At 71.3% G+C, this 12,283-nt stretch carries 13 protein-coding genes; 6 read left to right on the top strand and 7 right to left on the bottom strand.

What is annotated here, in order from left to right; translation table 11 throughout:
* Positions 1-85: 85 nt before the first annotated feature.
* Positions 86-1,399, bottom strand: coding sequence for a M28 family peptidase (locus tag ACWDX6_RS04020; RefSeq protein ID WP_451483352.1), 1,314 nt, complete (start codon positions 1,397-1,399; stop codon positions 86-88).
* 265 nt (positions 1,400-1,664) lie between these two features.
* Between ACWDX6_RS04020 and ACWDX6_RS04015 the strand changes: the two genes are divergently transcribed.
* Genes ACWDX6_RS04015 through ACWDX6_RS04005 form a run of 3 tightly spaced genes read left to right on the top strand, consistent with a single transcriptional unit; the run spans position 1,665 to position 2,939 of the window.
* Positions 1,665-2,165, top strand: coding sequence for a DUF1203 domain-containing protein (locus ACWDX6_RS04015; RefSeq protein ID WP_451483351.1), 501 nt, complete (start codon positions 1,665-1,667; stop codon positions 2,163-2,165).
* 52 nt (positions 2,166-2,217) lie between these two features.
* The gene (locus ACWDX6_RS04010; protein WP_451483350.1) at positions 2,218-2,715 is read left to right on the top strand and encodes a DUF2975 domain-containing protein; all 498 of its coding nucleotides are present in this window, start codon (positions 2,218-2,220) and stop codon (positions 2,713-2,715) included.
* A complete protein-coding gene (locus tag ACWDX6_RS04005; protein ID WP_451483349.1) occupies positions 2,715-2,939 on the top strand; it encodes a helix-turn-helix domain-containing protein in 225 nt (74 codons plus the stop codon). Before ACWDX6_RS04010 ends, ACWDX6_RS04005 begins: the two co-directional genes overlap by 1 nt.
* Before the next feature lie 37 nt (positions 2,940-2,976).
* Here the strand turns inward: ACWDX6_RS04005 and ACWDX6_RS04000 are convergent, their stop codons facing one another.
* A complete protein-coding gene (locus ACWDX6_RS04000) occupies positions 2,977-3,429 on the bottom strand; it encodes a VOC family protein (protein WP_451483348.1) in 453 nt (150 codons plus the stop codon).
* A 42-nt stretch (positions 3,430-3,471) separates the two neighbouring features.
* Between ACWDX6_RS04000 and ACWDX6_RS03995 the strand changes: the two genes are divergently transcribed.
* Positions 3,472-4,065 (top strand): CGNR zinc finger domain-containing protein, encoded by a 594-nt coding sequence (locus tag ACWDX6_RS03995; RefSeq protein ID WP_451483500.1) that lies wholly within the window; start codon positions 3,472-3,474, stop codon positions 4,063-4,065.
* A 30-nt stretch (positions 4,066-4,095) separates the two neighbouring features.
* Here ACWDX6_RS03995 and ACWDX6_RS03990 read toward each other — a convergent pair whose 3' ends face one another.
* Positions 4,096-4,554, bottom strand: a complete 459-nt coding sequence (locus tag ACWDX6_RS03990; protein WP_451483347.1) for a winged helix-turn-helix transcriptional regulator — start codon at positions 4,552-4,554, stop codon at positions 4,096-4,098.
* A 96-nt stretch (positions 4,555-4,650) separates the two neighbouring features.
* Between ACWDX6_RS03990 and ACWDX6_RS03985 the strand changes: the two genes are divergently transcribed.
* Positions 4,651-6,045 (top strand): MFS transporter, encoded by a 1,395-nt coding sequence (locus ACWDX6_RS03985; RefSeq protein WP_451483346.1) that lies wholly within the window; start codon positions 4,651-4,653, stop codon positions 6,043-6,045.
* 524 nt (positions 6,046-6,569) lie between these two features.
* Here ACWDX6_RS03985 and rarD read toward each other — a convergent pair.
* Together rarD and ACWDX6_RS03975 are read right to left on the bottom strand one after the other, a co-directional pair.
* Positions 6,570-7,601, bottom strand: a complete 1,032-nt coding sequence (gene rarD / locus ACWDX6_RS03980) for an EamA family transporter RarD (protein ID WP_451483345.1) — start codon at positions 7,599-7,601, stop codon at positions 6,570-6,572.
* A gap of 128 nt (positions 7,602-7,729) precedes the next feature.
* Positions 7,730-8,593, bottom strand: a complete 864-nt coding sequence (locus ACWDX6_RS03975; RefSeq protein ID WP_451483344.1) for an SDR family oxidoreductase — start codon at positions 8,591-8,593, stop codon at positions 7,730-7,732.
* 99 nt (positions 8,594-8,692) lie between these two features.
* On the opposite strand from ACWDX6_RS03975, the gene ACWDX6_RS03970 reads away from it, so the two are divergent.
* Positions 8,693-9,112, top strand: a complete 420-nt coding sequence (locus ACWDX6_RS03970; RefSeq protein ID WP_451483343.1) for a winged helix-turn-helix transcriptional regulator — start codon at positions 8,693-8,695, stop codon at positions 9,110-9,112.
* Between the two features lie 92 nt (positions 9,113-9,204).
* On the opposite strand, the gene ACWDX6_RS03965 is transcribed toward ACWDX6_RS03970, so the two are convergent.
* Both ACWDX6_RS03965 and ACWDX6_RS03960 read right to left on the bottom strand, forming a co-directional pair.
* Entirely contained in the window at positions 9,205-10,257 is a 1,053-nt protein-coding gene (locus ACWDX6_RS03965; protein WP_451483342.1) for a 2-oxoacid:ferredoxin oxidoreductase subunit beta, read from the bottom strand.
* A complete protein-coding gene (locus ACWDX6_RS03960; protein ID WP_451483341.1) occupies positions 10,250-12,187 on the bottom strand; it encodes a 2-oxoacid:acceptor oxidoreductase subunit alpha in 1,938 nt (645 codons plus the stop codon). Before ACWDX6_RS03960 ends, ACWDX6_RS03965 begins: the two co-directional genes overlap by 8 nt.
* Positions 12,188-12,283 lie beyond the last annotated feature (96 nt).

The raw sequence follows: 12,283 nt of genomic DNA, 5'->3' as shown, positions 1-12,283 counted from the left end.
ACCGACCCACCCGGGAGTTCGTGCGGGGCCTCGGCTCAGGACGTGAGCGCGAAGCCGTGCTCGGAACGCGAGCGCGAAGCCGTTCTCAGAACGTCAGCTTGAAGCCGCTGATGTAGCCGGTGTCCTGGGACGCCTTGTCCTGGACGCGGAGCTTCCAGGCGCCGTTGGCGACCTCGCTGGAGGCGTTGACGGTGTAGGTGGCGATCACGTTGTCGGCCGAGTCGGAGGACGAGAACGGCTTGAGGTTGTAGACCGAGCCGTCCGGGGCGACGAGGTCGACGACCAGGTCACCGCGCCAGGTGTGGACGATGTTCACGTCCACCTTGAGGGTGGAGGGCGCGTTGCCGGTGACGCCGGTGACGTCGACCGAGGAGGTCACCGCGGCGCCGTTGTCCGGGATCGACACGTCGGCGGTGTTCTCGAAGACCGGTCCCGGCGGGGTGGTCGAACCGGCCGACAGCGTCCAGATCGCGTGGGCGACGGCGTCGCTGTTGCGGTCCAGGGCGGTGTCGTTGATGTTCGACGTGGTGTCGCAGGAGGAGTGGTAGCAGCGGTCGAAGGCCGTGGTCGTGCCGCCCCACTTCTGGACCTGCGCACTGGTCTTGACCCGGCTGGCACCGGTGAACAGACCTCCGACGGGGATGCCGACGTTCTTGAACGAGGCGTGGTCGGAGCGGCCGTCGCCCTCGGTCTCGATCTCGGTGGGGACACCGAGGCCGGCGAAGTAGGACTTGAAGGTCTGCTCGATCGTCGGGTCGTCGTCGTAGACGAAGTAGCCGGGGTTCGGCGAGCCGACCATGTCGAAGTTCAGATAGCCGCTGAACTTCGAACGCTCGGTGCTGGGAAGGTTGTTGACGTAGTACTTCGACCCGACGAGCCCGAGCTCCTCGGCGCCCCACCAGCCGAAGCGCAGATGCTTCGTGGGTTTGAGGCCGGCCCGGGAGACGGCGAGCGCGGTCTCCAGGACGGCGGCGGAACCCGAGCCGTTGTCGTTGATCCCGGCGCCGGAGGACACCGAGTCGAGGTGGGCCCCCGCCATGAGGACCTGGCCCGGGTCGCCGCCGGGCCAGTCGGCTATGAGGTTGTAGCCGGTGGTGCCGTTGTAGCTGAACTGCTGGACGGACGTGGTGTACCCGGCCGCGTCCAGCTTGGCCTTCACGAAGTCGACGGACGCCTTGTAGCCGGGACGGCCGTGGGCGCGGTTGCCGCCGTTGGCGTTGGCGATCGACTGGAAGTCGGTCAAGTGCTGCTTGACGTTGGCCAACGGGATGTCGGGCGCGGCGAGCGCGCCGGCGGGTGCGGCGGGGGCCGCGGACGCCGTGGTCCCGGCGAGCCCGCCGAGGGCCATCGCCGCCACGGCGGCGAGTGCGGCGGTACGTCTGGGAACGGAGAGTTTCATGTGGGGGCTCCGGATTCCGAACGGGGATGGGACGGAACGTGCGAGACGCCCCGCGGCGTGGGTGCCACGAGGCGCTGGAGCTGTGCGTGATGCGGCTGCGCGTCTGTGCGTCGTACGGATGTGCGTGCTGAATGTTCAGCGAGACTTTGACTCTCCGTCAAGAGCGGAAACCGGTCAGCCCCGTTCGCTGACCGGACAGATCGCCCGTAACGCGACGTCCGGATTCCGCCGGTGGTGCGGGGCGATCGGGCGCGAGGCTGGGCCCATGACCGCCTACACCGCACGCGCCATCGAACCCGCCGTCCTCGCGGAGCTCCGCGTCGTGGACGACGCGGGGCGGCCCTGTGTCCCGTTCGTCCACGAGGAGGGCGGTGATCCGCTGCGCTGCTGTCTGCGGCCCGCGCGCGCCGGGGAGCGCGTCGCGCTCGTCTCGTACGCGCCGCTGCGCCGCTGGGCGGTGGGGACCGGTGCGGAGCCGGGGGCGTACGACGAGCAGGGCCCCGTCTTCATCCACGCCGAGGAGTGCCGGGGGCCGGGCGACACCGAGGCGTACCCCTTCTCCCGCCCCGGCACCCTGCGCACGCTGCGCCGGTACGGGGCCGACGGCCGCATCGTCGGCGGCCGGTTCCTGCGGATCCCGGATGCCGCGACGGAGGCGTTCGACGCGGCCTTCGCGGAGGCTTTCGCCGATCCGGAGGTGGCGCTCGTCCATGTCCGGGCGGTCGAGTACGGCTGCTTCCACTACGAGGTTCGCCGGGACTTGTAGCGCCTATCGTTTCTCGATAGATTCCCATCGTAAATCGATCGAAGGGGAAGCGATGGGAAAGCTGACAGTGCTCGCGCTGCGCGCCGTGATCGTGGCGTTGCTCGCCGGCTCGGTGTTCGTGCAGGCGGTGATGGTGCCCCTGCTGGCGCGCGACATGGAGGGGCTCGACGCCGACGTCGCCCATCTGCGCACCCCGGTCCTCGTGATCACGGTGCTGGGCATCGTGGCCGCCCAGGTCGTCCTCGTCTCCGTATGGCGCCTGGTGACGATGGTGCGGCGCGGCACCGTCTTCTCCCACGCGGCCTTCCGGTACGTGCACATCGTGATCGGCGCGATCGTGGCGGCCGCGCTGCTGGTCTTCGCCTTCGGCGTCGTCCTTGCCCCGGGCGAGGCGGTCGCCCCGGGCGTCGTCCTCCTGATCGGCGGGGCCGGCGTGGCCGTCCTCGGGGTCGCGCTCATCGTGCTGGTGCTGCGGATGCTGCTCGCCCAGGCCGTCGCCCGCGACGCCGAGGCGGCGAAGATGAAGGCCGAGCTGGACGAGGTGATCTGATGCCGATCGCCGTCGACATCGACGTGATGCTCGCCAGGCGGAAGATGTCCGTGGGCGAACTCGCCGAGCGCGTCGGGATCACCCCCGCCAACCTCGCGGTACTCAAGAACGGCCGCGCCAAGGCGGTGCGCTTCGCGACACTCGCGGCGCTCTGCGAGGTGCTGGAGTGCCAGCCGGGAGACCTCCTCCGCTGGGAGGCGGAGGAGGAGCCGCAGGCCGACTGACGGTGAGTCACCCCAGGCCGCCCCCGGGGCGCGTGGGTCACTGCACGCAGAACTCGTTCCCCTCCGGGTCCGCCATCACCACCCACGTGCCCCCGGGCTCCGATACGCGGCGCAGGATCGACGCCCCCTGTGCCGCCAGGCGGTCGACCTCCGCGTCGCGGGCGTCAGGGCCGGGGTGGAGGTCCATGTGGAGGCGGTTCTTGGCGGTCTTCTTCTCCGGGACGCGCTGGAAGAGCAGACGGCGGCCGAGCCCGGCGCCGGACTGCTCGTCGTACGGGTCGTCCGGATGGCGGACGGCGGCCAGATCTCGCCATGCGAGGCGGCCGGAGACCGAGAGCGTCATCTCGGGCGTCACGACGCCCAGGGTGAGGAGCCGGGTGATCTGGGCGCTGTGGTCCTCGTCCGTGTAGCCGAGAGCGGCCGCCCAGAAGGCGGCCTGGGCGTGCGGATCGGCGGCGTCGATCACGAGCTTCCAGTGGATCGGAGTCATGTAACTACTTATACTGGTTTCGTGACGCGGACCACAACAGCGATGGCACTGCACCACCCGGACGGCCAGACCTTCCCGTTCGACGCGGGCTCCCTCTGCCTGGAACTGCTGGTGACGGGCGGGCCGGGCCCGGTGGCCTCGCGGTTCGAAGTCCTCGACCGGACTGACGGGCTGCTCGACTGGGTTCGCCGGTGCCGGCTCGCGCCCGGACTCGACCTGACGGTCACGGCGGACGAGCTCGCGCGGGTACGGGAGGTGCGGGACGCGCTGTGGCGGCTGGCCGGTGCCCGGGCGCACGGCCGGCCCCTCGCCCCGGACGACGTCGACACCGTCAACGCGGCGGCCGCCCATCCGCCGCTCGTCGCCCGGTTCACCCCGGCCGGCGCGCACGCCTGGGCCCCGGGGGCGACCGGATCCGCTCTGCTCTCGACCGTCGCCCGCGACGCGATCGAGCTGTTCACCGGCCCCCACGCCGACCGGATCCGCGTCTGCGGCTCCGACGACTGCGCCCTGCTGTTCGTGGACACCTCGCGCCCCGGCCGCCGCCGCTGGTGCGCGATGGAGCGGTGCGGCAACCGGCACAAGGTGCGGGCGCACCGGGCCCGTACCGCCGACGACGGCGAGGGGGAGACCTGAGGGCGACGGCCCCGAAGGCTGTGCCTCCGCTCAGGCCGTGACCGCTTGCCGCTCCGCCGCCTCCCGCGCGTCGTACGCCTGGCGCGCCGCCGCGATCTCGTTCTGGTGCCGCTCCGTCCACGTCACCAGCGAGCGGATCGTCGTGTGCAACGTCCCGCCCAGCGGCGTCAGTTCGTACTCCACGCGCGGGGGCACCACCGGATGGACCGTCCGCTTCACCAGGCCGTCCCGCTCCAGCTGCCGCAGCGTGACCGTCAGCATCCGCTGGCTGATCCCGTCGATCTCCCGCCGCAGCTCCGTGAAGCGCAGCTTGCGCCGGTCCAGCAGGGCGATGACCAGCAGCGACCACTTGTCGGCAACCCGGTCGAGGATCTGCCGTACCTCGCAGTCCTCCCGGGTGTCCCACTGAAAGGGATCGGTGTCTCCGCCGTCCCCGGCGCCGTAGGTCACTCCGCAGTGACTCGGTGACTTCGAAGTGCCTTCTTCCATGGCACCTGATGCTGCACCAGGATGCAGGTGGTTACAAGAGGGAACCGACCCTCTGGCCGGTAACCGCCCCTGCCCCCTCCCGCCCTGGAGACAGCTGTGTCCGTACGCGCCTGGAGCCTTCTTCTCGTCCTCTGCGGCACGATCTTCCTCGAAGGCATCGACGTCGCCATGCTCGCCGTCGCGGTTCCCTCGATCAGATCCGACCTGGAGCTGTCCACCTCCACCGCGGCCTGGGTGATGTCCGCCTACGTCCTCGGCTACGCCGGCTTCACCCTCCTCGGCGGCCGCGCCGCCGACCTCCTCGGCCGCCGCCGGATGTTCCTCGGCTGGCTCACCGTCTTCCTGCTCTTCTCCGGCCTCGGCGGCTTCGCGACCGAGGGCTGGATGCTGATCGTCGCCCGCTTCGTGACCGGTGTCGCCGCCGCCTTCATGACCCCCGCCGCGATGTCGATCATCACCACCTCCTACGACGAGGGTCCGCAGCGCAACCAGGCCCTGCTGGTCTTCGCCGGCACCGCCGCCGGCGGCTTCTCGCTCGGCCTCGTCATCGGCGGACTGCTCACCCAGCTCGGCTGGCGCTGGGTCTTCTTCGCGCCCGTGCTCCTCGCCGGGGCGGTGCTGCTGGCCGCGCTGCGTCTGATCCCGAAGGAGCCGCGGCCCGAGAAGGCGGCGGGCGGCTTCGACCTGCGCGGCGCGCTCACGGCGGCCGGGGCGATGCTGCTGCTGGCGTTCGCGATCGTACGGCTGGAGCACGGGCTCGACGGCTGGGCGCCGACGACGCTCGTCCTCGCCGCCGGACTCGCCCTCACCGGGGTGTTCGTCGCCGTGGAGCGGCGCGCCGCGGCCCCGCTCGTACGGCTCGGTCTGCTCCGCAAGGCCTCCATGGTCCGCGCCGACCTCGGAGCGCTCCTCTTCGTCGGCTCGTTCTTCGGCTTCCAGTTCGTGGCCACGCTCTACCTCCAGGAGCTGCGCGGCTGGTCCTCCCTGGAGACCGCGCTCGCCCTGGTCGTGATGGGCATCGACGCCGTCCTCGCGCCGACGCTGACGCCGAGGCTGGTCGCGCGGTTCGGCAACGGCAAGGTGATCCTCGGCGGCTTCGTCCTCGCGGTCGTCTCGTACGCGCTGTTCCTGCCGGTGGGCCCCGACTGGTCGTACGCGGCGATGTTCCCGACCCTGCTCCTGACCGGCCTGGCCTTCGCCCTCGCCTACGGACCGCTGACGATCGCCGCGACCGACGGCGTCGCCGAGGAGGAGCAGGGGCTCGCGAGCGGACTGCTCACCACGGCGACGCAGTTCGGCTCCGCGGTCGGCATCTCGGCGGTGACGGCGGTGTACGGGATCGTCGGCGGCGGACTCGGCGGCTTCCGGGCGGCGTTGGCGGTGCCGGTGGCGATGGTGGCGCTCGGCGCGGTGGTCACCGCGACCGGACTGCGGCCGGACAGGTCCGTGTCCGAGGCCTCGGCGGCTGCGACCAAGGTCACGGTCCCGTAGCCGGGACGCGCTCTCAGTGTGGGGGAATGAACGATTCGCCCAGCTGTCCGCTGGTGGGCGTCGCCGCCACGTACATGCCCCGGCTCGCGGAGTTCTCCTTCGAGCCGGGGCTTGTGGCCGCCGTGGACCAGCACGCCGCGGCGGTCCGGGACGCCCTGGCCCGGCCGTCCCGGCTCAGCGGAGCCCGGAGGGCGGGACCGTCCGCCGGGAGGACCTGTCGGACTACGTCCTCGGCTTCACCAACTGGCTGTCGGAGGCGGACTGGGTGGAGCCGGTGGGTACGACTTCGCGACGCTGCGGCTGACGGCCGTCTGCTGGCTGATCCGCGAGCACGACCTGCTGGGCTCGTAGCACCGGCGGCCACCAGCGGCAGTACGGGGCCCATCGGCTACATCGGGTCCACCGGCTCCGGGCCCTGCCCCATGTCGCGGCCGCCCCGGCCCGTCTCCCGGCCGCCCATGTCGCGTCCCTGGTCCGGCCTTGGACTCCCGACGTAACACCGCCCCCCTCGGCCGTGCCTCCGGTCAGCGTCCCGGCTGGGCCGATGGAGTGGAAACCGGCGTACCGTCCGGGTCGTCGGCCTTACCGCCCGGGTCTTCGGCGGGGCCCGTGGCCGCCGAGACTCCGGTCACCTGGAGCGCGGCCCGCGCCGCCGCCTCGACGGCCGCCCGGTTCCGGTGGGCCGTCCGCAGGGCGTCCCAGGTCAGCAGCGTCAGGGCCAGCCACACCAGCGAGAAGCCCGCCCAGCGCTCCGGCGGCATCGCCTCGTGGAAGTAGACGACCCCCAGCAGGAACTGGAAGACCGGCGCCAGGTACTGGAGCAGTCCCAGCGTCGACAGCGGCACCCGGATCGCCGCGGCGCCGAAGCAGACCAGCGGTGCCGCCGTCACGACGCCGGTCGCCGCGAGCAGGGCTGCGTGGCCCGCCCCCTCCGCGCCGAAGGCGGCCTCGCCGGTCGAGCCGAGCCAGAGCAGATAGCCCAGGGCCGGCAGGAACTGGATCGCCGTCTCGGCCGCCAGCGACTCCAGGCCGCCGATGTTGACCTTCTTCTTCACCAGGCCGTAGACGGCGAAGGAGAACGCCAGCATCAACGAGAGCCACGGCGGCCGCCCGTAACCGACCGCGAGGACGAGCACGGCCGCGAAGCCGATGCCGACCGCCGCCCACTGCACGGGCCGCAGCCGTTCCTTGAGGAGCAGGACGCCCATGGCGATGGTGACGAGCGGGTTGATGAAGTACCCGAGGGAGGCCTCGACGACCTGGCCGGAGTTCACGGCCCAGATGTAGCCGCCCCAGTTGACGCTGATCACGGCCGCGGCCAGGGCGATCAGGCCCAGCTTGCGCGGGCTGCGGAGCAGCTCGCGGATCCAGCCCCAGCGGCGCAGCACCGCCAGCGCGACGCTGACGACGACCAGCGACCAGACCATCCGGTGGGCGAGGATCTCGACCGCTCCGGCCGGCTCAAGGAGCGGCCAGAAGAGCGGGAACAGCCCCCAGATTCCGTAGGCGCCGATCCCGTACAGGAGTCCCGCTCGCCCCTCGTCGTCCGTCTTCACCGAACCTCCTGCCCTGTGCCGCGCCGTTCCGAAGACGGTAACGCCGCACAGGGGGCGATGTCATGTCCGTACCGCGATACGGTCATGACCTTTCGGTGACGGTTCAACAGGAGGTTCAAGGCGAGGGCTCAGGCGGCCGCGGCGAGCGCCTCGGTGATCGTCTCGGCGATCGGTGTGGTCGGGCGCCCGATCAGCCGCGCGAGGTCGCCGTCGCCGCGCGCGAGGGCGCCGCGCTCGATGGCCCTGTCGACGTCGACCAGGATCTCCGCGAAGGGCCGCGGGACCCCCGCGCCGGTGAGGATCGTCAGGTGCGTCTCGGCGGGGACGGCGTTGTAGACGATCTCCTTGCCGCTCAGGCGGGCGACCTCGGCCGCGTACTCGGCGAAGGACCAGGCGACGTCGCCGCTCAGCTCGTACGCCTGCCCGAGGTGCCCCTCACCGGTCAGGGCGGCGGCGGCCGCGGCCGCGTAGTCGGCGCGGGAGGCCGAGGCGACGCGGCCCTCGCCCGCGTTGGCCACGACGGCGCCGTGCGCCAGGACCGGGGCGAGGTTGGCGGTGTAGTTCTCGCTGTACCAGCCGTTGCGGAGGAAGGTGTACGGCAGACCGGAGGCGAGGATCAGCCGCTCCGTCTCCCTGTGCTCGGCGGCCAGGTCGAAGTCGGCCTCCGGGCCCCCGAGAACACTCGTGTACGCGAGCTGCGTCACGCCCGCGGCCTTGGCCGCGTCGATCACCGCGGAGTGCTGCTGTACGCGCTGCCCGACCTCGCTGCCGGAGATCAGCAGCACCCGGTCGCCGGCCTCGAAGGCGTCCGCCAGCGTCTCCGGCCGGCTGTAGTCGGCGATCCGCAGCTCGACGCCGCGCTCGGCGAGGTCGGCCGCCTTCGCCTTGTCGCGCACGACGGCGACGACGGACTCGGCGGGGACGCGGGTCAGCAGCTCGTCGATGACGAGACGGCCGAGCTGTCCGGTGGCTCCGGTGACGACGATGCTCATGGCGTTCTCACTCCTGGAGAGGGGGTTCGTTCTTGTCCCACTCACCGTATGGGGGGCGCCAACTATTCGAAAGTACCCACTTTGAAGTAAGGTACCGGCATGGGAGTAAGTGTGGAGGGAGTCGACGGAAGCGGGCAGGGCGGCGCGTGGCGGCCCGACGTCAGGGACCCGTCCTGCCCGTCGCGGCTCGTTCTGGAGCACGTCACCAGCCGCTGGGGCGTCCTGATCCTGATCGTCCTCCTGGAGCGTTCGTACCGCTTCGGCGAGCTGCGCCGCGAGATCGGCGGCGTCAGCGAGAAGATGCTGACCCAGACCCTCCAGACCCTGGAGCGCGACGGCTTCGTCCACCGCGACGCCAAGCCGGTGATCCCGCCCCGGGTCGACTACAGCCTCACCGAGCTGGGCGCGGAGGCCGCCCGGCAGGTCGCGGAGCTGGGTCGCTGGACGGAGCGCCGGGTCCCGGCGGTGCAGGAGGCCCGCGCGCGGTACGACGAAGCCCGGCGCGAGAGCGCCGGCTGATCCCGCCGCCGACTGATCCCGCCGCCGACGGGACACACGTGAGGGGCGCGGCAGCCCGGCTGCCGCGCCCCTCACGCCGTACGGCGCCTGTCCTAGCCGACCACGGTCCAGGTGTCCTTGCCCGTCAGGAGCTGGCCCAGGTCTCCCTTGCCGTGCTGCTCGATCGCCGTGTCCAGCTGGTCGGCCATCAGCGTGTCGTAGACCGGCCGGCGCACCGACCGGAACACCCCGATCGGTGTCTGGTGCAGGGTGTCCGGGTCCGCGAGGCGGGACAGCGCGAACGCGGTGGTCGGGGAGGCGGCGTGCGCGTCGTGCACCAGGACGGCGCTCTCGTTCTCGGGGGTGACCGTGACGACCCTCAGATCGCCGGTCGCCGGGTCCCGGACGACGCCCTTGGCCAGGTCGGTGCCGAAGCGGATCGGCTGCCCGTGCTCCAGCCGGATCACGGCCTCCTGCGCCTGCTCCTTGTCCTTCAGGGCATCGAAGGCGCCGTCGTTGAAGATGTTGCAGTTCTGGTAGATCTCCACCAGCGCCGTGCCCGGGTGGTCGGCGGCCTGCCGCAGCACCTCGGTGAGGTGCTTGCGGTCGGAGTCGACGGTCCGCGCCACGAACGACGCCTCCGCGCCGATCGCCAGCGACACCGGGTTGAAGGGCGCGTCGAGCGAGCCCATCGGGGTCGACTTGGTGATCTTGCCGACCTCGCTGGTCGGGGAGTACTGCCCCTTGGTCAGGCCGTAGATCCGGTTGTTGAACAGCAGGATCTTGAGGTTGACGTTGCGGCGCAGGGCGTGGATGAGGTGGTTGCCGCCGATGGAGAGCGCGTCGCCGTCGCCCGTGACGACCCAGACCGACAGGTCGCGGCGCGAGGTGGCCAGGCCGGTGGCGATGGCGGGGGCGCGGCCGTGGATGGAGTGCATCCCGTACGTGTTCATGTAGTACGGGAATCTGGAGGAGCAGCCGATGCCGGAGACGAAGACGATGTTCTCCTTCGCCAGACCCAGCTCCGGCATGAAGCCCTGCACGGCGGCGAGGACGGCGTAGTCGCCGCACCCCGGGCACCAGCGCACCTCCTGGTCGGACTTGAAGTCCTTCATCGACTGGGCGGCTTCGGCCTTGGGCACGAGGTTCAGGAGTGACTCAGGCATCGATGGCCTCCTTGAGTGCCGTGGCGAGCTGCTCCGCCTTGAACGGCATGCCGTTGACCTGGGTGTACGACTGGGCGTCGACGAGGTACTTCGCCCGGACGAGGGTGGCGAGCTGGCCCAGGTTCATCTCGGGGACGACCACCTTCTCGTACCGCCCCAGCACCTCCCCGAGGTTCTTCGGGAAGGGGTTCAGATGGCGCAGGTGCGCCTGGGCGATGTGCGCCTTCTCCCGGCGTAGCCGGCGGACGGCCGCCGTGATCGGGCCGTAGGTGGAGCCCCAGCCGAGGACCAGCGTCGTCGCGCCGTCCGGGTCGTCGACGTCGAGGTCCGGGACCTCGATGCCGTCGATCTTGGCCTGGCGGGTGCGGACCATGAAGTCGTGGTTGGCGGGGTCGTAACTGATGTTGCCGGTGCCGTCCTGCTTCTCGATACCGCCGATGCGGTGTTCCAGACCGGGGGTGCCCGGGACGGCCCACGGCCGGGCGAGGGTCCGCGGATCGCGCTTGTACGGCCAGAAGACCTCGGTGCCGTCCGCCAGCTCGTGGTTGGGGCCGGAGGCGAACTGCACGCGCAGATCCGGCAGCTCGTCGAGGTCCGGGATACGCCAGGGCTCGGAGCCGTTGGCGAGGTAGCCGTCGGAGAGCAGGAAGACCGGAGTGCGGTACGCGAGCGCGATCCGGGCCGCGTCGAGAGCCGCGTCGAAGCAGTCGGCGGGCGTCCTCGGCGCCACGACCGGCACCGGCGCCTCGCCGTTGCGGCCGTACATGGCCTGGAGGAGGTCGGCCTGCTCGGTCTTGGTCGGCAGACCGGTCGACGGGCCGCCGCGCTGGATGTCGACGATCAGCAGCGGCAGCTCCAGGGAGACCGCGAGGCCGATCGTCTCCGACTTCAGCGCCACCCCGGGACCGGAGGTGGTGGTGACGGCCAGCGAGCCGCCGAACGCCGCACCGAGCGCGGCGCCGATGCCGGCGATCTCGTCCTCGGCCTGGAAGGTGCGGACACCGAAGTTCTTGTGCCGGCTCAGCTCGTGCAGGATGTCCGACGCCGGGGTGATCGGGTACGAGCCCAGGTAGAGCGGGAGATCCGCCTGCCGGGACGCGGCGATCAGACCGTAGGAGAGGGCCAGGTTCCCGGAGATGTTCCGGTACGTGCCGGCGGGGAAGGCCGCGGTGGCGGGGGCGACCTCGTAGGAGACGGCGAAGTCCTCGGTCGTCTCGCCGAAGTTCCACCCGGCCCGGAACGCGGCCACGTTCGCCTCGGCGATCTGCGGCTTCTTCGCGAACTTCTGCCGCAGGAAGGTCTCCGTGGCCTCGGTCGGCCGGTGGTACATCCAGGAGAGCAGCCCGAGCGCGAACATGTTCTTGGAGCGCTCGGCCTCCTTCCGGGACAGGCCGAACTCCTTGAGCGCCTCGATCGTGAGCGTGGTCAGCGGCACCGGGTGGACCCGGTACCCGGCCAGCGAGCCGTCCTCCAGCGGGGAGGTCTCGTAGCCGACCTTGGCCATGGCGCGCTTGGCGAACTCGTCCGTGTTGACGATGATCTCGCCGCCGCGGGGCACGTCCCCGATGTTGGCCTTCAGCGCGGCCGGGTTCATCGCGACCAGCACGTTCGGGGCGTCGCCCGGGGTCAGGATGTCGTGGTCGGCGAAGTGCAGCTGGAACGAGGAGACACCCGGCAGGGTGCCGGCGGGCGCCCGGATCTCGGCGGGGAAGTTCGGCAGCGTCGAGAGGTCGTTCCCGAAGGACGCCGTCTCGGAGGTGAACCGGTCACCCGTGAGCTGCATACCGTCGCCGGAGTCCCCCGCGAAGCGGATGACCACCCGGTCGAGACGCCGGACTTCCTTCTCTGCGCCGTGGTGGGGCGCCGCCGGAGCGCTGCGCTGCTCCCCGAGCAGGGCCTCACCGGCCTCGTTGCTGACCTGGCTGGTCACTGAACTGGACCTCCCTCGCGGCAAGGGTCTCCTCCGCCCGTGGCGGGAGAAGGCTCGGGCGACGGCCGGCGGACCGGTCGTCCCGTGGCCCACCCT

This window comes from Streptomyces sp. NPDC003027, assembly GCF_053591435.1.
The sequence above is the reverse complement of the archived record's forward strand: the minus strand, read 5'-3'. Positions and strand labels throughout refer to the sequence as shown.